19 protein-coding genes are annotated in these 20,257 nt (G+C 63.5%); 8 read left to right on the top strand and 11 right to left on the bottom strand.

Annotated elements, in window-relative coordinates; all coding sequences use genetic code 11:
• Window positions 1-4: 4 nt before the first annotated feature.
• The 3 genes from ACLBXN_RS15675 to tkt form a co-directional block, all read right to left on the bottom strand.
• Window positions 5-1,507, bottom strand: coding sequence for a rhomboid family intramembrane serine protease (locus ACLBXN_RS15675; RefSeq protein ID WP_447612754.1), 1,503 nt, complete (start codon window positions 1,505-1,507; stop codon window positions 5-7).
• Between the two features lie 209 nt (window positions 1,508-1,716).
• Entirely contained in the window at window positions 1,717-2,715 is a 999-nt protein-coding gene (gap, locus tag ACLBXN_RS15670; RefSeq protein WP_003060372.1) for a type I glyceraldehyde-3-phosphate dehydrogenase, read from the bottom strand.
• A gap of 142 nt (window positions 2,716-2,857) precedes the next feature.
• Window positions 2,858-4,906 carry a transketolase gene (gene tkt, locus ACLBXN_RS15665; protein WP_167008024.1) on the bottom strand — a complete coding sequence of 683 codons (2,049 nt, stop codon included), beginning with the start codon at window positions 4,904-4,906 and terminating at the stop codon, window positions 2,858-2,860.
• 153 nt (window positions 4,907-5,059) lie between these two features.
• Here tkt and ACLBXN_RS15660 point away from each other — a divergent pair, with 153 nt between their 5' ends.
• Window positions 5,060-5,824, top strand: coding sequence for a nucleotidyltransferase family protein (locus ACLBXN_RS15660; RefSeq protein ID WP_447612753.1), 765 nt, complete (start codon window positions 5,060-5,062; stop codon window positions 5,822-5,824).
• 22 nt (window positions 5,825-5,846) lie between these two features.
• Here ACLBXN_RS15660 and ACLBXN_RS15655 read toward each other — a convergent pair whose 3' ends face one another.
• The 5 genes from ACLBXN_RS15655 to ACLBXN_RS15635 are packed head-to-tail and all read right to left on the bottom strand — an operon-like array spanning window position 5,847 to window position 9,342.
• Window positions 5,847-7,655, bottom strand: coding sequence for a flotillin domain-containing protein (locus ACLBXN_RS15655; protein ID WP_447612752.1), 1,809 nt, complete (start codon window positions 7,653-7,655; stop codon window positions 5,847-5,849).
• 53 nt (window positions 7,656-7,708) lie between these two features.
• A complete protein-coding gene (locus ACLBXN_RS15650; protein ID WP_211458291.1) occupies window positions 7,709-8,335 on the bottom strand; it encodes a YqiJ family protein in 627 nt (208 codons plus the stop codon).
• On the bottom strand, window positions 8,332-8,454 hold the full coding sequence (locus ACLBXN_RS15645; RefSeq protein WP_447612751.1) for a hypothetical protein: 123 nt from the start codon (window positions 8,452-8,454) through the stop codon (window positions 8,332-8,334). The genes ACLBXN_RS15650 and ACLBXN_RS15645 overlap by 4 nt, the downstream gene beginning before the upstream one ends.
• On the bottom strand, window positions 8,451-8,990 hold the full coding sequence (locus ACLBXN_RS15640; RefSeq protein ID WP_447612750.1) for a PspA/IM30 family protein: 540 nt from the start codon (window positions 8,988-8,990) through the stop codon (window positions 8,451-8,453). Before ACLBXN_RS15640 ends, ACLBXN_RS15645 begins: the two co-directional genes overlap by 4 nt.
• A gap of 1 nt (window position 8,991) precedes the next feature.
• Window positions 8,992-9,342: a hypothetical protein gene (locus tag ACLBXN_RS15635; protein ID WP_447612749.1), complete on the bottom strand. Its 351-nt coding sequence runs from the start codon at window positions 9,340-9,342 to the stop codon at window positions 8,992-8,994.
• Between the two features lie 555 nt (window positions 9,343-9,897).
• Here ACLBXN_RS15635 and ACLBXN_RS15630 point away from each other — a divergent pair.
• The 4 genes from ACLBXN_RS15630 to pyk all read left to right on the top strand — a co-directional run bounded on the left by ACLBXN_RS15630 (window position 9,898) and on the right by pyk (window position 14,728).
• A complete protein-coding gene (locus ACLBXN_RS15630; RefSeq protein ID WP_447612748.1) occupies window positions 9,898-10,734 on the top strand; it encodes a TSUP family transporter in 837 nt (278 codons plus the stop codon).
• 27 nt (window positions 10,735-10,761) lie between these two features.
• On the top strand, window positions 10,762-12,171 hold the full coding sequence (locus ACLBXN_RS15625; RefSeq protein WP_447612747.1) for an aminopeptidase P N-terminal domain-containing protein: 1,410 nt from the start codon (window positions 10,762-10,764) through the stop codon (window positions 12,169-12,171).
• Window positions 12,172-12,193: 22 nt separating this feature from the next.
• A complete protein-coding gene (locus tag ACLBXN_RS15620; RefSeq protein WP_043004654.1) occupies window positions 12,194-12,973 on the top strand; it encodes a hypothetical protein in 780 nt (259 codons plus the stop codon).
• Window positions 12,974-13,291: 318 nt separating this feature from the next.
• Window positions 13,292-14,728 (top strand): pyruvate kinase, encoded by a 1,437-nt coding sequence (pyk, locus tag ACLBXN_RS15615; protein WP_003060387.1) that lies wholly within the window; start codon window positions 13,292-13,294, stop codon window positions 14,726-14,728.
• A 157-nt stretch (window positions 14,729-14,885) separates the two neighbouring features.
• Here the strand turns inward: pyk and ACLBXN_RS15610 are convergent, their stop codons facing one another.
• The 3 genes from ACLBXN_RS15610 to ACLBXN_RS15600 are packed head-to-tail and all read right to left on the bottom strand — an operon-like array spanning window position 14,886 to window position 16,881.
• Window positions 14,886-15,461, bottom strand: a complete 576-nt coding sequence (locus tag ACLBXN_RS15610; protein WP_447612746.1) for a phosphatase PAP2 family protein — start codon at window positions 15,459-15,461, stop codon at window positions 14,886-14,888.
• Window positions 15,462-15,487: 26 nt separating this feature from the next.
• On the bottom strand, window positions 15,488-16,243 hold the full coding sequence (locus ACLBXN_RS15605; RefSeq protein ID WP_447612745.1) for a phosphatase PAP2 family protein: 756 nt from the start codon (window positions 16,241-16,243) through the stop codon (window positions 15,488-15,490).
• 47 nt (window positions 16,244-16,290) lie between these two features.
• Complete coding sequence (locus ACLBXN_RS15600; protein ID WP_447612744.1) at window positions 16,291-16,881, bottom strand: phosphatase PAP2 family protein; 591 nt, start codon at window positions 16,879-16,881, stop codon at window positions 16,291-16,293.
• A 155-nt stretch (window positions 16,882-17,036) separates the two neighbouring features.
• Here ACLBXN_RS15600 and ACLBXN_RS15595 point away from each other — a divergent pair, with 155 nt between their 5' ends.
• From ACLBXN_RS15595 to fba, 3 genes are all read left to right on the top strand, one after another.
• A complete protein-coding gene (locus ACLBXN_RS15595) occupies window positions 17,037-17,732 on the top strand; it encodes a response regulator transcription factor (RefSeq protein ID WP_043004698.1) in 696 nt (231 codons plus the stop codon).
• A complete protein-coding gene (locus ACLBXN_RS15590; RefSeq protein ID WP_447612743.1) occupies window positions 17,729-19,087 on the top strand; it encodes a histidine kinase dimerization/phospho-acceptor domain-containing protein in 1,359 nt (452 codons plus the stop codon). Before ACLBXN_RS15595 ends, ACLBXN_RS15590 begins: the two co-directional genes overlap by 4 nt.
• A gap of 130 nt (window positions 19,088-19,217) precedes the next feature.
• A partial coding sequence (fba, locus tag ACLBXN_RS15585) for a class II fructose-bisphosphate aldolase (protein ID WP_447612742.1) occupies window positions 19,218-20,257 on the top strand: 1,040 nt, incomplete at its 3' end.

The following is a 20,257-nucleotide window of genomic DNA, read 5'->3' as shown; positions in this document are numbered from 1 at the left end:
CTGGCTAGTGCTGTTGTGCCAGCCAGCGCGTGAGCGCTTCCTGAGGAGCCGATTGCTGCAGCACGGGCAGCCAGGCTTTGGCCTCCTGCACACGTCCGGCCTGGGCCAGGCTGTTGACCAGCATCAGCAGGCTTGCCGGCCATTGGGGATGGTCTGCCAGCTTGTGCAGGGAGCGGCATAGTTTTTCGGCCTCGGGCAGGGCACCCAGGCGCACGAAACTGCGCACCAGGCCATGCATGGTGTCGGCGCTCATGCGCATGCCGGGCTGTGCGCGCTGCTGATAGCTGCGATAGCTGGCCAGCTGCAGCTGGCGTTCGGCATCCGTGGTGGCCGGCAGCTTGAAGATGCGTCGCGCCGCAGCATGAAAGTCCTCGCTGGCAGGCTGATGGCGCGAGCTTTCAAACCAGGCCCGCAGAATGGTCGGGTCCGAAGGGGCCAGACGTGCCGCTTCGCGCCAGGCCGGAGCGGCGCGGCCAAATTCCAGCGCATCGGTATGGCGCTGGGCCCGGGCCACGGCCTCGGCCAGCGGCCGGGCGGCGGCCTGGGCCTGCTCTTCTTCGTTGATCGGCGCAGCGACGGTCTGCAGTCGCATATAGATCCACATCAGCAGGGCGCCCGCCAGCAGACCGCCAAAGTGGGCCATATAGGCAACCTGCTTGCCGCCCAGCAGATGCTGCAGCAACTCCACGCCCATCCAGACCGGCAGCATGATCAGGGCCGGCCAGCTCGCGTAGTTGAAGTAGAACAGCAGCATGTAGAAGAAGCGGATGCGCCGCATGCGGTACATCACCGCATACATGGCCATGAGGGCCGAAATCGCACCCGATGCCCCCAGGCCGTAACCGCCCATGCCGGCATAGAACATCAGCGCGAACAACGAGGCGCCGATGCCGCCGATCACGTAGAAGGCCAGATAGGTGAAGGCCCCCAAAGCCAGCTCCAGGGTGAAGCCGAACAGGAACAGAAACACCATATTGCCCAGCAGATGACTGGTGCTGCCATGCAGAAAGATGGAGGTGAAGGCCTGCAGGGGCTGCCAGCCGGCACCATTCTCATAGCTCATGGACCAGCGCTCGGTAAAGCTGCCGCGCGGCTCGTGGGGCGCGAAGGCGGCACTTGCAGCCTGCCACTGCGCATGGCGCGGGTGGCTGGAGGTAATGACCTGGCCGTCCAGCAGGCGCTGACGGAATTTCTTCTCCTGCCACAGCAGCGCATAGAGCTGGGCATAGGCCTTGTGCTGATAGAGCTTTCGCACGGTCTGCAGCGTGTGCTGGTCGAAGCGCTTGCTGCCCTGGGCGGCTTGTTCCTCCAGATAGGTCAGGAACGGTGGCAGCTCCAGCATCGGCAAGGCGGTCTGGGCATATTGCTGGGCCGCCTTTTCCACGGCATGTTCCTCGGGCGCCTGCCAGCCCCAGAAGATCACGCAGTTGATGATGATGAGCAGCACCGTCATCCAGGGCGGCGAGCGCCAGGAAGGCTTGTTCTCAAGAGGAATCGCAATAAACATGGCGGCCTTGTCCGAGGAAGTGGCAGCGCTTCACGCTCTTGGGCGCCGGTGGCAGCTGCGTGTTACAAATGTATCCGAGACATGCTCCGGCCGGCTCCGGCCTTGCGGAATGAAAAAAGCCAGCATGGCGTCCCATGCTGGCTTTTTGATAGCTGTCAGCGCTTATCTGGTAAGCGATTGAGCCTTTTTTGGCGGGTAATCCTTGAGGATTACTTGGCCACCACGCGCACCATTTCCAGGCACTTGTTGGAATAGCCCCACTCGTTGTCGTACCAGGACACGACCTTCACAAAGGTCTTGTCCAGGGCGATACCGGCTTCGGCATCGAACACGGAGGTGCAGGTTTCGCCGCGGAAGTCGGTAGCGACGACCTTGTCTTCGGTGTAACCCAGCACGCCCTTCAGAGCGCCTTGGGACTGGGCCTTCATTTCGGCGCAGATTTCTTCGTAGGTGGCTTCGCTGTTCAGCTCCACGGTCAGGTCAACCACGGACACGTCGGAAGTGGGCACGCGGAAGGACATGCCGGTCAGCTTCTTGTTCAGCTCGGGGATCACCACGCCCACGGCCTTGGCAGCGCCAGTGCTGGAGGGAATGATGTTTTCCAGAATGCCACGGCCGCCGCGCCAGTCCTTGTTGGAAGGGCCGTCCACGGTCTTTTGCGTGGCGGTCGCTGCGTGCACGGTGGTCATCAGGCCGCGCTTGATGCCCCACTTGTCGTTCAGTACCTTGGCCACGGGAGCCAGGCAGTTGGTGGTGCACGAAGCATTGGAGATGATGGCCTCGCCCTTGTAGGTGCCGTGGTTCACGCCGAACACAAACATGGGGGTGTCGTCCTTGGAAGGAGCGGACAGGATGACCTTCTTGGCGCCTGCGTCGATGTGCTTCTGGGCGGTTTCCTTGGTCAGGAACAGGCCGGTGGACTCGATCACGATGTCGGCGCCGACTTCGTTCCACTTCAGGTTGGCGGGATCGCGCTCTTGGGTCAGGCGGATCTTCTTGCCGTTGACGACCAGGGTGTTGCCTTCGACAGAAACTTCACCGTCGAAACGACCGTGCACGCTGTCGTACTTCAGCATGTAAGCCAGGTAGTCGGGCTCCAGCAGGTCGTTGATGCCGACGATTTCGATGTCGGAGAAGTTTTGCACTGCGGAACGCAGCACGTTGCGGCCAATGCGGCCGAAGCCGTTGATACCAACCTTGATCGTCATAGTTGCCTCGTAGATAGTGAGTAATGAAAAACCGGAGCGGATTGTGCCCGGACTCGGCACCCTGAGGCCTGGTCCGGATGGCTGAGGACTGCGGGTGAGCAAACTTCAGCCGGAAAAAAGGGGCACGAGGCCCCTTTTGCGCTTACTTGCCAGCGTTCTGCAGGGCGACCTGCACGGTGTCGGCCACATTCTCGGCGGTGAAGCCGAAGTGCTTGAACAGCACGCCTGCAGGAGCGGACTCACCGTAGGTGTCGATACCGACCACGGCGGCGCAGCCGTACTTCCACCAGAAGTCGGTCACGCCCATTTCCACGGCGATGCGGGGCAGGCCGGCGGGCAGCACGGCCTTCTTGTACTTCACATCCTGCTTGTCGAAGGTCGTGGTGCTGGGCATGGAGACCACGCGCACGGCGATCTTGCGTTCGGCCAGCTGCTTCTGGGCAGCCAGAGCCAGCTGCACTTCGGAGCCGGTGGCGATGATCACGGCCTGAGCCTTCTTGCCCTTCAGACCCACGTCCTTGGGCTCGGAGAGCACATAGGCGCCGCAGGCGATGTCGTCCAGCGCGTCTTCGCTCTTGGGCGAGTAAGCCAGATTCTGGCGGCTCAGCAGCATGGCTGTGGGCTTGTTCTTCTGGCTCAGGGCCACGGTCCAGGCCACGGCGGTTTCCGTGGTGTCGGCGGGGCGCCACACGTCCAGACCGGGGATCAGGCGCAGGGAGGCTGCGTGCTCGATGGACTGGTGGGTGGGGCCGTCTTCGCCCAGACCGATGGAGTCGTGCGTGAAGACGTGGATCACGCGCTGCTTCATCAGCGCGGCCATGCGGATGGCGTTGCGGCTGTAGTCGGAGAAGGTCAGGAAGGTGCCGCCGTAGGGAATGAAGCCGCCGTGCAGCGCCACACCGTTCATGATGGCTGCCATGCCGAACTCGCGCACACCGTAGTTGATGTGGCGGCCGATCTGGCCTTCTTCGGTCTTGACCACGGCACCCTTGTCGTCCACGCGGAAAGAGGGTGTGGACTTGGTGTTGGTCAGATTGGAGCCGGTCAGGTCGGCAGAGCCGCCCAGCAGCTCGGGCAGAGCGGCTGTCAGGCCTTCCAGGGCCAGCTGGCTGGCCTTGCGGCTGGCCACGGTGGCGCCGGCGTCATGGGCGTCGGAGGCGATCTTGGCGGCGATTTCACCGAAGTTGGCGGGCAGATCGCCAGCCATGCGGCGCGTGAACTCGGCGGCTTGCTCGGGGAAGGCGGCCGTGTAGGCAGCGAACTTCTCGTTCCAGGCGGCTTCGGCCTTGGTGCCCAGATCCTTGGCGTTCCAGTCGGTGTAGACGTCGGCAGGAATCTCGAAGGGGCCGTAAGTCCAGCCCAGAGCTGCGCGGGTCAGTGCAATCTCTTCGGCACCCAGAGGTTCGCCGTGGGCCTTGGCCGTGTCCTGACGGTTGGGCGAGCCCTTGCCGATATGGGTCTTGCAGCAGATCAGCGTGGGCTTGTCGGCGCTCTTCTTGGCAGCGGCGATGGCCTTGTCCAGGGCGTCCACATTGTGGCCGTCCACGGCGCGGATCACGTTCCAGCCGTAGGCTTCGAAGCGCTCGGGCGTGTTGTCGATGAACCAGGGGGTCACCTTGCCGTCGATGGAGATGCCGTTGTCGTCGTACAGGGCGATCAGCTTGTTCAGCTTCCAGGCACCGGCCAGGGCGGCGGCTTCATGCGAGATGCCTTCCATCAGGCAGCCATCGCCCAGGAACACATAGGTGTGGTGGTCGACGATCTCGTGCTTGTCCTTGTTGAACTCGGCAGCCAGCAGCTTCTCAGCCAGTGCAAAGCCCACGGCATTGGTGATGCCCTGGCCCAGAGGGCCGGTGGTGGTTTCCACGCCGGGAGTGATGCCCACTTCGGGGTGGCCGGCAGTCTTGCTGTGCAGCTGACGGAAGTTCTTCAGCTCTTCGATGGGCAGGTCGTAGCCACTCAGGTGCAGCAGCGCATAGATCAGCATGGAACCGTGACCGTTCGACAGAATGAAGCGGTCGCGATTGGCCCAGTGAGGGTTCACGGGGTTGTGCTGAAGGTGGCGGCTCCACAGCGCTACGGCCATGTCGGCCATGCCCATGGGGGCACCGGGGTGGCCGGAATTGGCTTGTTGAACGGCATCCATTGCGAGTGCACGGATTGCATTCGCCATATTTTGAGTGTTGGCCATCAGGGCGCTCCGAAAAGGAGGGGTAATTCTGCTAAGCCCGTCATTTTAATGGAGGCCCAATTTTCGCAGGCGGGATGCGGGTCAATGCTCTACAGTTCAACCCCAGAAACAGGTGTCTTGCGCACCTCAAACCGTGTTGAAAAGCTGATTGCAATGACTGTAGAAAACGCTGCTTCCCTCCTGGTGCAACCCCCTGCAATGCTGCTGGCCGCAGGCCGGGGCGAGCGCATGCGGCCGCTGACCGATGTCACGCCCAAGCCGTTGCTCAAGGTGCAGGGCGTGCCGCTGCTGCAGTTGCACATGCAGGCGCTGCTGGCTGCCGGCGTGCCGCGAGCCGTTATCAACACCGGCTGGCTGGGTGCGCAGATTCCCGCGTATTTCGACGATGAATTCGTGCAGCAGCCCGATGGAGGCGCAAGCGCGAAGCTATCGCTTTCCTATTCGGCGGAGCCCGAGAAAGCCTTTGAAACCGCAGGCGGAATCAGCCGCGCCCTGCCGCAGCTGGACCGGATTTTCTGGCTGGCCGCAGGTGATGTCTATGCGCCGGATTTCAGCTTTGCGGTGCAGGATGCCCAGGCGTTTGCCCAAAGCGATGAACTCGCCCACCTGTGGCTGGTGCCCAATCCTGCACACAATCCGCGTGGCGATTTCGGCCTGGGCGAGGACGGCAAGGCACTGGATCTGCCTGCCGACGACGAGCGGCCACGCTACACCTACAGCACGATTGCGCTCTTGAAAGCCGAGTTGTTTGCATCACCGTGGTTCGATGTGCAGCCCGGAAACCCAGAAGGCCTGCGTGCCCCGCTGGCCCCGCTGCTGCGCCGTGCCATGCAGCAAGGCAGGGTGGGGGCATCGCTCTACACCGGCCGCTGGGTCGATGTCGGAACGCCCGAGCGACTGGCCCAGCTCAATCAATGAGCCTCTGGGCCGGGCCGGATTCTCAGATCTGCCTCATGGGCAGCACGGTTTGGGAGGGCATGGCCGTGGCTTCGGTGGGTGTGAGGGCACTGCCCGCCAAAGCAGGTGCTGCCTGCGCCAGTGCGCTGCTGGCCGGCGTGGAGAGCATGCCGGCCAGGCTGTGAGCCATGCCCGTGATGCCTTCGTTGGACAGGCCTGCGTCCTTCATTACTGCATCCACGATCGGTTTTGCGATCTGGTATTGCAGTGCCGAGTTCATGACCTGCTCAGGAAACGTGCCCTGTGACGCGCTGGAATGAGACTGGCCGGAGCCTCCGGTGCCGGGCATGCCGCCCACCTGCACGAGGCGGATGGACTCGATCTTCTCCATCGGGCGTACGGCCTCGGCCAGGATCTGGGGCAGCTGATGCAGCAGCTGGGTTCGCACCTGCAGATCGATCTGGGCCGCCGACAAGGTGTTGAGGGCCTCGTTGATCGCGCGTTTGCCTTCCGCTTCGGCCAAAGCGGCCGCTTGGCGTGCCCGGGCTTCGATGGTCAGAGCCTCGGCACGGTCCATGGCCGCCTCTTTTTCGGCGGCTGCCGAAACCTTGACGGCAATTGCGTTCTGTTCGGCCTCTTTGGAGGCCTCGATCAGCTGAATGTCTTTTTCGCGTTCGGCGACGGCCACCTGGCGGGCCGTGTTGACGGCTTCCTCGGCCTTGACCGCGTCGGCTCGGGCCAGGTTGGCTGCGGCATCGGCATCGGATTGTTCGCGTGATTTGGTCGAGATGGCAATTTGCGTGTCCTGGCGTGCGATCTCGACTTGTTTGCGCTGCTCGGCACGTTTGGTTTCCGTGTGACGTTCCAGCTCGATTTCACGGGTCTGGATGACCAGGTTTTTCTCGATTTCGGCAGCCCGGATTTCGCGTTCAGCCTCGATGCGCTGCTGACTGACCTGGCGTTCGGCCTCGATGCGTTGCTGGCTGACCAGCCGTTCGGCATCGATCTTGGCGCCTTCGGCATCGCGATTGCGTTCGGCTTGCTGCGTGGCGATCAGGGCCGACTGTTCTGCTCGCGTGTTTTCGATCTCGCGCTGTTGGGACAGCGTGGCAAATTCCTGATCTTTCTCGATCGTGAGCTTCTGGCGCGTGGCATCGAGATTCTTGGTGCGCACCTGCACTTCTGTGTCCTGCTCGACGTCGTTGCGCTGTTTGCGGCGCGCCTCGGTTTGCTCCGTCAGGCGTGTCAGACCTTCTGCATCGAATGCGTTGTTGGGATTGAAGAACTGCTTGTCGGTTTGATCCAGGCTTGTCAGGGATACCGATTCCAGTTCCAGGCCGTTTTTCTCCAGGTCTTCGGCGACTGCGTTCTGCACAGCCTGCACGAAGTCCCTGCGCATGTCCTGCAGTTCCTGAATGGTCATGGTGGCGGCAGTAGCGCGAAGCGAGTCGACAAACTTGTCTTCGACCAGCGTCTTGAGCTCGTCGGGACTCATGGTGCGTGTCCCCAGCGTTTGCGCTGCAATGCTCACCGCCTCTTCGGTCTGCTTGACGCGTACGAAGAAAGCCGCGGTCACGTCCACACGCATGCGGTCCTTGGTGATCAGACTTTCCCGCTCACGACGCTGTACTTCGAGCTTGAGCGTGTTCATGTTGACCAGCACGCGCTCGTGGAACACGGGCAGCACGATGGCGCCGCCATCCATGATGACTTTCTGCCCACCCAGGCCTGTGCGCACGAAGGCTATTTCCTTGGTCGAACGCTTGTACAGCCGAGAGAAGATGATGCCGATGGCCAGCAGCGCCACTAAGACAACGGCAGTCATGATGCCCAGGTCTATCAGGTTGTTCATTTGCTAACTCCCCCGAGATGGTTGTGAATATTCTTGATTGCTTGTCGACAGGGTTACAGAATCGACGGATGCGGGTTGACGATGCAGCGATAGATGGCGCCGATCTTGCGCACCACCAGTATCTGCACACCTTCTTCAAATACATCGCCGTCGATATCTGGCTCCACCATCAGATAGTGCGTTCGGCCATGGGCATCCAGCACGCGCGCCTGAGCGGCCATGCCGCGCCTGGCCCTGCCGCCGGAGACCACTCCGGCACGGCCCACCAGTGACCGCTCGCTGATGATGCTGGTTTCGTCCTGCGGAATGATGTGAGCGACCAGTGCACCCAGGCCGCGTACCGTGGCCAGCCCCGAGGGCACTGCCAGCAAGCTTGCTGCCCAGGTGGGCAGATAGGAGCCCATGAGCCCGTGAGCCACCATCTGCAGGCCATAGCCGAACAGTGCATAGCCGGCCAGGAAAAGGATCAGCAGCACCAGAGACGGAACGCGGCCCAGATGCAGCCAGCCAAGCATCTGGTCGAGCCCGCCATCTCCGTGAATCTCTGGCAGCACGTTATCGATCAGGTTGCTGGGGCTCATGGCGATCAGCATGCCCAGGCCTTCGATCAGCGCGATTGCCACGATGAGGGCAAAGGCAACCCCGAAGGGCAGGGTTTCAGGGGCAGTGAACAGATTCACGATGAGCGGGTGCGCAGTTGTGCCAGGCGTTCGTTGATCTGGTTCGTTCGCACCAGCTCCTCAAGTTCACGCAATTGGGCGGCTTGCTCCAGCGCAGAACCTGTCGCAGCGGGAGTCAAGCCGGTATGGCGTTGATAGAGGCGGTTGAAAGAGCCGGTTGCGGACTCCAGCCTTTGCTGTGTGGGTACGGCCGGCGTTGCCGTGGTGCCGGAGGTCGTTGCGGCGCGGCTGCGTATGAACTCCTCGATGGCCTCCGCTTTTTGGCCAGCAAGGCGGCGGCATAGCCTTTGAGCTCTTCCTCCTTGTTGGCATGCTCGGCCAATGTCGTCTCCAGCACCGGGATCTGCGCTTCGATGTCCAGTTGGCGCGCGATGGCCGCGCGAGCCAGGTCATCGCGATCCAGGGACAGCGCCTGCTGCACCTGGTCCACCAGTTGAGCGTGGTGTCCGTTGAGTTTGGAGTGCTGCTGCTGGGCCAGATGGCGGTTGGCGCTGACGATTCCCAACTCGTGGCGCACGTCGGCAATGATGGTGTCCACCTCGCGCACGGTCTGTTCCATCGTCGCCTGCGGCGCCTGATTTTCCAGATGATCCACCAGTGCATGGGCGCTGCCCGCGATGATGCGGCCAACACGGGTCTTCAGAGAATCAACCATCTCACGCTCCTTTAAGGGGGTTGGGAATATTGTTGGCCAGCTCGATGGTGGTGCCCATATGCCGACGCACGACTGCCGGGTCATAGGCCTGAGCCTGCTCGGTGGCGGCCTGGCGTAGCAGGCTGGAGCTCAGGCCGAAGAGGCGACGCACCAGCAGCTCTTCAAGCTCTGCTGCCTCGGTTTCGTTACCAGGGGTGTGGCTCACGATCATGGCCAGGCTGGCGGTGACGTGATCGAGCAGCAGGTTGAGAACTTCCGAGGTCTTGCCGGTCTTGTCTTCAAGGCTTACCAGCGCATCGCGCAGCGGCGCGGCAATATCGCGCGCCCAGCTATGGGCTGTGGGATAGTCCATTGCTCCGTCGTGCTGGCGTTTGATTCGGCTCAGCAAAACCCGCAATTTGTCGCTATTGGTCGTGGCCCCCTCGACCGGCAGTTGTGCGAGCCATAGATAAAGGTCGCTTGGGATGCGGGCCGATAGCGGTTCCATGGTGGTTGGCGGTGCTGGCATGAGACGTTTCCCGATGTGTTGAATTGATTGTATTCAAACGAATTCAAACGTCAACATTTTGATTGGCAGAGGGCTGAAATGGGGCGCTGTGCAGGGCGTCGATGAGCGCAGAGCTGGCGCCATGGCTTTTGCAGTGCACAGCAGGGAGCGGATGCAGCACGAGGTGGTCTGCCTTGTTGGATGAGCCAGATGAGCCAGCCCATGGCTGCAAACTGCCCCCACACAGACCGGGCAGCAGTTTTTGTCTCGAATTGGTGTCGTCTGCCATCTCACTGCTTGATTCGTTGTACTTGTCATCGCAAGTTCATCGCCAGCGTCTGCTAAGCTCCTTCGCTCTTCAGACAGGCACTCCCGGATGCATCTTTGCGCATTCTCCTGGGGCCGTCATCGGGTGAGTGCATGCAAATCGTTTTCTTCATGGCTCTGGTGGGGCTGGCCGCTTTCTGTCAGAACCTCACGGGCTTCGCGTTCGGGCTGATCTTTGTGGGCGTCGCAGGCGCCACGGGCCTGATGAATATTGCCGATGCGGCCAATGTGGCCTGTCTGCTGTCCATCATCAACGGCGTGAGCTATATGCGCGCCTACCGCTTCGAGCCGGATTGGTCCATGCTCAAGCCCATGCTCATCAGCAGCGTGCTGGGCGTGGTCGGCGGGGTGCTGCTGCTGCACTGGCTCAGCGGCAATACGCTCAATGGCCTGCGCATGCTGCTGGGACTGGTGATCGTGCTTTGCGCCATGCTGCTGCTGATGCAGAAGAAGGCGCTGGACCGGCCTTCGGGCCCCGTCTCCCTCTGGGTGGCCGGCGTGTCGTCGGGCCTGCTCGGTGGTTTGTTTGCCACGCCCGGCCCGCCCATGGTCTATCACCTCTACCGCCAGCCGCTGGATCGCCTGCTGGTGCGCCACTGCCTGTTTGCCATGTTTGTCTCCTGCTCCTTGCTGCGCGCTGCCATGGTGGCGGTGGAGGGCCAGTTGAACTGGGCCGTCATGGGCTGGACGGCGCTGGCTTTTCCTGTCGTCACGGGCGTGACCTGGTGGAGTGCCAGACATCCGCCTGCCTGGCCCAGAAGACTGGTGGAATGGCTGGTCTGCGGCCTGCTTATCCTGTCGGGCGCAAGCCTGCTCTGGTCGGGTTGGCGCGCGAGCCAGCCCGAGGCCCTGGTGCCCGACGATGCGACGGCGCTGCTGACGAGCCCGCTTTTGGGCGGCGCGGAGACAGGGCTGTGTCGAAATAGCTGACATCTGCAGATGTAAGCTGATGTACAGATGTCCGGCCAGCATTACGATATGCCCATGACTTCTGTATATGCCCAACGCCGCGCACGCTTGGCCGCCCAGTTGGGCGACGGCGGTGTCGCCATCATTCCCACGGCTCCCGAGCTGCATCGCAACCGCGATACCGAGTATCTGTATCGCCACGACAGCTACTTCTACTACCTCACGGGCTTTTCCGAGCCCAATGCCTGCCTGGTGCTGACCAGCGATGGCAAGAGTGTGCTGTTCTGCCAGCCCAAGGATCTGGAGCGCGAGGTCTGGACCGGCTATCGCCTGGGCCCCGAGGCGGCCAAGGCCAAGCTGGGCGTGGCTCAGGCCTTCTCCAGCGACGAGATCGATTCCCGCCTGCCGCGCCTGCTGGAAAACCGCGAGCGTGTCTGGTTCCCCTTCGCCACGCACAAGGGCCTGGCCGAACAGGTCGAAGGCTGGCTGGGTCAGGTGCGCGCCCGCTCGCGCTTTGGCGTGATCTGCCCCACGCAGCAGGGCGATGCCTGTGCGCTGCTGGACGAGATGCGTCTGGTCAAGGACGCGCACGAGCAGGACATCATGCGCCGTGCCGCGCAGATCAGTGCCCAGGCCCATGTGCGCGCCATGCAGCGCTCGGCACGCATGCTGCGCAATGGCGAGGAGGTGCGTGAATACCATCTGGACGCCGAGTTGCTGCACGAGTTCCGCCAGCATGGCTCGCAGTACGTGGCCTACGGCTCCATCGTGGCAGCTGGCGTCAATGCCTGCGTGCTGCACTATCAGGCCGACAAGGCTCCGGTACGCGCGGGCGAACTGGTGCTCATCGATGCAGGCTGCGAGCTGGATGGCTATGCCAGCGACATCACGCGCACCTTCCCGGCCGACGGCAAGTTCAGCGGGGCGCAGCGCGCGCTGTACGAGCTGGTGCTGGCCAGCCAGGAAGCTGCGGTCGCCGTCACCAGGGCCGGCAAGCGTTTCAACGACCCGCATGACGCCACCGTGGCCGTGCTGGCCCAGGGCATGCTGGACCTCGGACTGCTGGACCGTACCAAGTACGGCACGGCCGAGGATGTGATCGAGTCGCGCGCCTACTTCCAGTTCTACATGCACCGCACCGGCCACTGGCTGGGCATGGATGTGCATGACTGCGGCAGCTATGTGGAGCCCAGCGAGCTGGGCGTGGTCAGCGAGCGCAAGGACCCGATCTCGGGCGAAACCATTGCCAATCGCCCCAGCCGCATCCTGCGCCCCGGCATGGTCACGACGATAGAGCCGGGCATCTATGTGCGACCGGCACCCGGCGTGCCCGAGAAGTTCCACAACATCGGTATCCGCATCGAGGACGATGCCATCGTCACCGAGACCGGCTGCGAGCTCATCACCCGCGGCGTGCCCGTCAAGCCCGACGAGATCGAAGCTCTGATGCGTGATTGAGCGACGGGCGCCAGAGTTCAGCATGCCGCAGACCTTCAACCACCTGTCCCATGGCGCTGCAGTCAGGCCTCTGCCTGCCGCGCGCATGGGCTTGCTGCTGTGGCTGCTGGGTCTGCCCGGAGTGGTGGCACTGGCCTGGACGGTGCCGCCGGCCTGGCTGGGCTTTCTGACCGGAGACGGTCTGGAGATCGCGGGCAGCTGGGCGGTGACGGCGGGGCTGAGCGCCTTGCTGGCGCTGAGCGTGGGCCTCGGGGTCCGGCTGGGCCCGAAGCTGGGCCTGAGTGCGCCCTTGATTCATGCCCTGGCCGAGGGGCGCGTGCCCTGGCGCGGCATTCGTGTGCTGAGCCTGCCCGGCGTGGCAGGCGGCGTGATCGGCGCGGCCTGGCTGGTGACGCTGGCCGTGGTCTGGCCCGAAAGCATGCCTTTTGTGGACCCGGTCTACGGCCTGCCGCTATGGCCCAAGCTGCTCTATGGTGCGATCACCGAAGAGCTGCTGCTGAGGCTGGGCATGCTGACGGGCGTGATGTGGCTGCTGTGGACGCTTTTCGGCAGCTCCAGGCAGCGCCCGGACTGGCGGCTGGGCTGGTCGGCCATCGCGCTGGCCGCCCTGCTGTCGGGCTGCATTCCGGTGTTTCTGAACTGGGGCGTGGTCGGCGATCTGTCGGCGCCTGTCGTGCTGCAGCTGCTGATGTGCGAAAGCGTCTATGGGCTGCTGGCCGGCATCATGTTCTGGCGCTACGGGCTTGAGGCCGCCATGCTCACGCATGTGGTGACCTATCTGCTCTCGCACGGCCTGATCTGAGGCCGGCACGCCAGCACATTTGAACCTGCCGGGCAAAACTGTTTCGACGCGCTCATTGATGCGCTGCACAAGGCCTGTCGGTTCCGGCGCAAGTTTCACTCTTATGCTTCCGAATCAGTAGCTGCAAGCGATTGAAATATAGACATTTCATGCATTATTTACGCCGATTTCTAGAACGGATAGGCGCAAGCAGCTACTGTTTTTTCTGTTCTGAGGCTTGCTCGCCTGTTGCTGCAGCGCTGTGCAAGATGCAGTCATGTAACCGCATTCGTGCCAGAATTGAAACCCGATTACATTCCATCGCGAGAGAGACATTTCATGCAAGTGAGTCGTGCTACCAAGATCGTCGCCACACTGGGCCCCGCTTCCAGCGATCCGCAACTGCTTGAACAAATGGTGCGCGAAGGCGTGAACGTCGTGCGCCTGAACTTCAGCCATGGCAAGGCGCAGGACCATATCGACCGTGCCACCATGGTGCGCGAGGCCGCCCAGCGCGCGGGCCGCGAAGTGGCCATCATGGCCGACCTGCAGGGTCCCAAGATCCGCGTCGGCAAGTTTGCCGAGGGCAAGGTCATGCTCGAGCCCGGCGAGCGTTTCGTGCTGGATGCATCGCGCACCGAACTGGGCGACATCAACGGCGTGGGCCTCGATTACAAGGAGCTGCCCCGTGATGTGAAGGCCGGCGACGTGCTGCTGCTCAACGACGGCTTGATCGTGCTGACCGTGGATGCCGTGCGCGGTGAAGAGGTCCACACCATCGTCAAGCTGGGTGGCGAGCTGTCCAACAACAAGGGCATCAACAAGCAAGGCGGTGGCCTGACGGCTCCCGCACTGACCGCCAAGGACATGGAAGACATCAAGACCGCGATGTCCTTCCAGGCCGACTACGTGGCCGTGAGCTTCCCCAAGAACGCCACCGACATGGAAATGGCACGCCAGCTGTGCAATGTGGCCGCTGCCCAGTACGGCCACAAGCCCGGCCTGATCGCCAAGATCGAGCGTGCCGAAGCCATTCCGCGTCTGGAAGAGATTCTCAAGGTCTCCGACGGCATCATGGTCGCCCGTGGCGACCTGGCCGTGGAAGTGGGCAATGCCGCCGTGCCCGCGCTGCAAAAGAAGATGATCCGCATGGCGCGCGACATGGACAAGGTGGTGATCACCGCGACCCAGATGATGGAGTCCATGATCACCAACCCCGTGCCCACCCGCGCCGAAGTCAGCGACGTGGCCAATGCCGTGCTGGACGGCACCGATGCCGTGATGCTGAGCGCCGAAACCGCTGCCGGCAAGTACCCGCTGGAAACCGTGCGTGAAATGGCTGCCATCTGCGCCGCTGCGGAAGCGGCCGAAGATCGCGTCAAGGACGCCGACTTCAGCAACAGCCAGTTCAAGCGTACCGACCAGGCCATCGCCATCGGCGCGCTGTTCACCGCGCATCACCTGGGTGCCAAGGCCATCGTGGCGCTGACGGACTCCGGCTCGACCGCGCTGTGGATGAGCCGTCATCGCATCCACATCCCCATCTACGCGCTGACGCCCAAGCTGGCCACGCAGCGCAAGATGGCGCTGTACCGCAACGTGCGTCCTCTGCTGATGGACACCAGCGCCGAGCGCGACATGGCACTGGACCAGGCCAAGGGTCACTTGCTGGCCCGCGGCATCGTGCAGTCCGGCGATGTCTACGCCATCACCTGCGGCGAGCCCATGGGCCAGCCCGGTGGTACCAATATGCTCAAGATCTGCAGGGTGGAGTGAGCCCCCTGAGCGGCCATGCCGCTTCCCCCCGAGGGGGACGGCATCTTCGCTGCGAGGCGGCTCTTGCTTGATGCCTCTGACTTGAAGCATGCCTCATCAGAAAAGCTGCCAGCGCTTATGAATAAAGCGCTGGCAGCTTTTGTTTTTGTAGCGTGCTTCAGGCGATCTGGGGTTGCAGGCGGCGCTTGAGCTGCTTGCGGCGCCGGGCTTGCCGGATCTGCAGAGCGCTGCGCCAGACCAGCAAGGCGCTGGCGGTACCGACCAGCATGCCGGCCAGAACGTCCGAAGGGAAATGCACGCCCAGCACCACGCGGCTGAGTGCCACGCTGGTGGCGAGAAGCCATGCGACAACAACCAGCCAGCGCTGGTGTCTGCCCACGCCCAGATTGATGCCCTGCGCCAGGGCAAAGGCGCCGGCGGCGTGCATGCTGGGAAAGCTGGCGCTGGCCCCATGCGCTATCCACTGCATGCCGATGCTCAGCTGCGCCGGCCTGGGCATGGGCAGGCCCCAGCGAATCAGACGGCAGGCCACCCAGGCACAGGCCATGGACAGCAGGGCCAGCTGCAGGCTGCGCCGCCAGCCTTTGCCAAGCGCCAGCATCGCGGCGATCACGGGCAGAGCACAGAGTCCGGGCAGCCAGGTGGAGGCAAAGCGCGAGGCCTGAATCCACCACAGCGGACTCTGGGTGTTGGCATTCAGAAATTGAAAAACAGGGGCATCGAAGAGCAGCATGAATGACCTTTGCGTGTGCGCAGCGCCTAGTCCGAGGCAAGCAGCTCGTCAGGCGACAGGGCCGCATCCGCAGGCGGCTGGTGCGTCAGGCGACGGGTGGTGAACAGATCGCACAAACCGCTGGCCGCCCAGCACAGCCAGGCTGTCCACAGGGTGTGGCTCATGAAGTGGGCGCCGCGCATCTGTTGCGCCAGGCCCAGGGCAAAACCGGCTACCAGAGCTGCGGCCAGCCACAGGCGTGCTGCGCGCGGCAGATCGTGGCGCAGCGCAAAGTAGCCGCTGATGAAGGCAAAGCCCGCCGAGGCGTGGCCGGCCGGAAAGCAGTGGCCGCTGCCGCCATCCGTGACACCCCAGGCCCAGTGCGAGACATAGTGGCCCACGCCGCCGAAGTCGGCGATGTCCCAGGGACAGCTGGTGGCGCTGATGCGCTTCATGACGGCCATGATGACCAGCGACAGCAGTGCACCGACGACCAGCTGTATGCGCCGTGCATAGGGAAGCTGGCGCATCCAGCCGGCGGGCCACCAGATCATCAGGCTCAGCCCCATCACGATGATCCAGGCCAGCTTGCGCGCGCCCTCATGGGCAATATTGACCATGAACCAGTCGTTTTGCAGCGCAAAGCCCTGGCTGTTGCCGAACCAGTGCGCCATGGCCATGTCCAGGCCGCTCATGTCCCAGGCCAGTACGCAGGCCAGGGCGACGACGGTCCAGCTCAGCAGGGCCGGAGCGGAGGCTTGGCGAAGAAAAGGGAGAGGGAGCGAGGGGGCGGACGACTTCATGGCCGCCACGATAGAAAGCGCTTCTTAACAAGCGCTTAAGGTCTTGCTCAGCCCTGGGCCGTCCATGCGCTGCGCAGGCGTTTGAGATGCGGCACGACGCGCAGATGGCGGCGGCGGCGCAGCCGCGAGGCGATATTCCAGACGATGAGGGCGCCGCTGATGCCGACCAGCGCGCCGGCCAGCAGGTCGGAGGCAAAGTGCACGCCCAGATGGACGCGGCTCCAGGCAATGCCGATGGCGGCCAGCCAGGCCAGCCAGACCAGCGGCTTGCGATGGCGGGTCGTACCCAGGCTGATGGCCATGGCCAGGGCAAAGGCACCGCTGGCATGCAGGCTGGGAAAGCCCGCACGTCCGCCATGCTGAATCCATAGCGTGCCCAGATTGAGCTGGAACGGGCGCGGCGCCGGAAAGCCCCAGCGTATGAGTCTGGCGATCAGCCAGGCCGTGGCCATGGACAGCAGCAGCATCAGCATGGTGCGGCGTGTTGCCGGTGAGCCGAACACCAGGGCCAGCAGGACCAGAACGCCGCTCAGATTGGGCAACCAGGCCGAGAGCAAACGTGCCAGCTGGATGCTGAACCAGTGCGTCTGGGCATCGGCATTGAACAGCGCAAACAGAAACGGATCGAAGAAGAACATGAAGGCGCTGCGGCGGATTGCGGCAATGAAAGGTGGCCGATGTTAAGGCGAAATCCCGGCTTGCGGATGTCAAGTCCATGCGGGAGCAGGGGAAGCGGGCTCCGGCGTTGACCGGCCAGTTGAGCGGATTCGGCATTGGCCCGCACAATGCGGTCATGCGAATTCTGGTGGTCGAAGACAACGAAGGCATTGCAGCAGGGCTGCGAGCCAATCTCATGCAGCGCAGCTATGCGGTGGATGTGTGCGCCAGCGTGGCCGAGGCCTGGCATGCCCTGAGCACCGAGCGCTTCGATGCCGTGCTGCTGGACCTGGGGCTGTCCGATGGCGATGGCAGCGAGGTGGTGCGTCGCCTGCGCCTGCAGAGCAGCCGGCCCGGTGTGCCGCAGCTGCCCGATCCGGCCACACCGGTGCTGATTCTCACGGCACGCGATCAGGTACAGGATAGGGTGGCGGGGCTCAATCTGGGTGCCGATGACTACCTGGTCAAGCCCTTCGACATGGACGAGCTGGAGGCCCGTTTGCGCGCCATGATGCGCCGCGCCGCCGGTCAGGCCTCGCCGGTGATCCGCCATGCGGATCTGGAGGTGGACCCGGCAGCGCGAACCATCAGGCAGTCAGGGCAGAAGGTGGAGGTTTCACCGCGCGAGTTCGCCGTGCTCTGGGCCTTGCTGCTGGCACGCGGGCGCGTCCTGTCGCGCCCGCAGATCGAAGAGCACCTCTACAGCTGGGGCGATACGGTGGAGAGCAATGCCGTGGAGGTCTATGTCCACCATCTGCGCAAGAAGCTGGGCCAGAAGATCATTGTGACCATGCGGGGCGTGGGCTACTTCATGCCGCAGGAGCAGGAATGAAGACCATTGCACCGACCGGCAAGCGCCGCAGCTCGCTGCAGCTGAATTTGCTGGCCTGGATGCTGGGGGGGCTGGTGCTGGTCTGGTGCAGCTTCGTCATCTGGGGCTATCAGACCGGAGTCCATGAGGCCGACGAGCTGACCGACGGGCATCTGGCCGGAGTGGCCGCGCTGACCTTGAACTGGCATGTGCAGGACGATGTGCCGGCCGGGGAGACCACGGCGGTCCAGCCGCCTGCAGGCCTGCACGCCCACGACTATCAGGAGTCGCTGAGCGTGGTGCTCTGGAATGCGCAAGGTCTGCTGATCTCGCGCACCGGTCAGGCACCCTTGCCGGACTTCGACATCGAACAGGGCTTTGCCACGATTGGGGTGCATGAACGCCAGGCCTGGCGCAGCTACACGCAGTGGAGCCATGACAGGACAGCCAAGGTCACGGTGATGATTGACCTGGCCGAACGCGACAGTCTGGCAGACGACATCGCCATGCAGATGATAGAGCCGGGCTTCTGGCTGCTGCCCGTGATCGTGATTGCGCTGGGCGTGGCCATGCGCCGCGGCATGCGCCCGCTCAATCAGCTCACGCAGCGCGTGGAAGCGCTGGATCTGAGCCGCGATCAGCGGCTCTCCGACGCCCATGTGCCGCGCGAGCTCGCGCCCATGGTCAGCTCCATCAACACCTTGCTCGACCGCCAGCAGGAGGCGCTGGAGCGCGAGCGCAATCTGGCCAACGAAGTGGCCCATGAGCTGCGCACGCCGCTGGCCTCCATCGCGCTCCAGGCCCAGGCGCTGAAGTCGCCGGCGCAGGCCGACAGCGCAACCCTGCAGGCCGCGCTGCAGCGCATAGGCCGGGATGCCCTGCATGCCGGCCATGTGCTCGATCAGTTGCTGACCCTGGCCAGGGCCGGGCGCGGCATGCTGGATGCGCCTTTGCAGACCGTGAACTGGGCCGATGTGGCGCGCAATGTGGCGGCGGCGCAGGCTCAGCATGCCTGGCAGCGCGAGGACATGATTTCCGTGGACGCCCCGCAGGAGCTGCCTGTGCGTGGCAATGCGCTGCTGCTCGATTCGGCGCTGCGCAATCTGGTCGAGAATGCCGTGCGCCATACGCCTGAGGGCACGCAGATCGAGGTGCAGGCCGGCCTCGATTCGACCCGGGCGCTGGCCTGGGTACAGGTCTGCGACGATGGCCGGCGCGATGCGGCGCCGGCCCATGTGCCGCCCGCGGACAGTCTGCACCTGGGCCATGAAATCGTCAGCCGCGTCATGCAGGCCCATGGCGGCAGCTTCACGGTGGCCGAGGCACCACAAGGCTTCACCACCTGCTATCGCATGGAAATACCGCTAGCCGGTTAAAATACCCGGTTACTAAGCGGTTACCGAAGCGTGGCCGCTGGTCTTTCCCCGGGCCACAGCTGTCGTGCGGCGCACTGCAGTGATTCATCGCCGGGGGCGTTGCCTCTCAAAACTTTGAACGGAACCCACCATGCCTTTGATCTCGATGCGCGAAATGCTGGACCATGCTGCTGAAAACGGCTATGGCATCCCCGCCTTCAACGTGAACAACCTGGAACAGGTCCAGGCCGTGATGTCGGCGGCTGACGAAGTCGGCGCGCCCGTGATCCTGCAGGCCAGCGCTGGCGCCCGCAAGTACGCCGGTGAGCCCTTCATCAAGCACCTGATCCAGGCGGCTGCCGAGATGTATCCCCACATCCCCCTGGTGATGCACCAGGACCACGGCACCACGCCTGAAGTCTGCCAGGGCGCGCTGAACCTGGGCTTCGGCTCGGTGATGATGGACGGCTCGCTGATGAGCGACGGCAAGACGCCTTCGTCCTTCGACTACAACGTGGACGTGACCCAGAAGGTGGTGGCCATGGCCCACCAGATCGGCGCTACCGTGGAAGGCGAGCTGGGCTGCCTGGGCAACCTGGAAACCGGCGAAGCCGGCGAGGAAGACGGCATCGGCGCCGAAGGCAAGCTGGACCACAGCCAGATGCTGACCGACCCCGAAGAAGCTGCCGTGTTCGTCAAGGCCACCCAGCTGGACGCACTGGCGATCGCCATCGGCACCAGCCACGGCGCCTACAAGTTCAGCCGCAAGCCCACAGGCGACATCCTGGCCATCTCCCGCGTCAAGGAAATCCACGCCCGCATCCCCAACACCCACCTGGTGATGCATGGCTCCTCCTCCGTGCCTCAGGAACTGCTGGCCATCATCAACCAGTACGGCGGCAAGATGAAGGAAACCTACGGCGTGCCCGTGGAAGAAATCCAGGAAGCCATCAAGTACGGCGTGCGCAAGATCAATATCGACACCGACATCCGTCTGGCGATGACCGGCGCGGTGCGCAAGTTCCTGGCCGAGAACCCCGACAAGTTCGACGCCCGCGAATGGCTCAAGCCTGCCCGCGAAGCGGCCAAGCAAGTCTGCAAGGCCCGCTACATCGAGTTCGGCTGCGAAGGCCAGGGCGGCAAGATCAAGGGCTACAGCCTGGAGCAAATGGCCAAGAAGTACGCCGCCGG

It is taken from the genome of Comamonas sp. C24C, from assembly GCF_053345995.1.
This window is presented reverse-complemented; position numbering and strand designations above follow the sequence as displayed.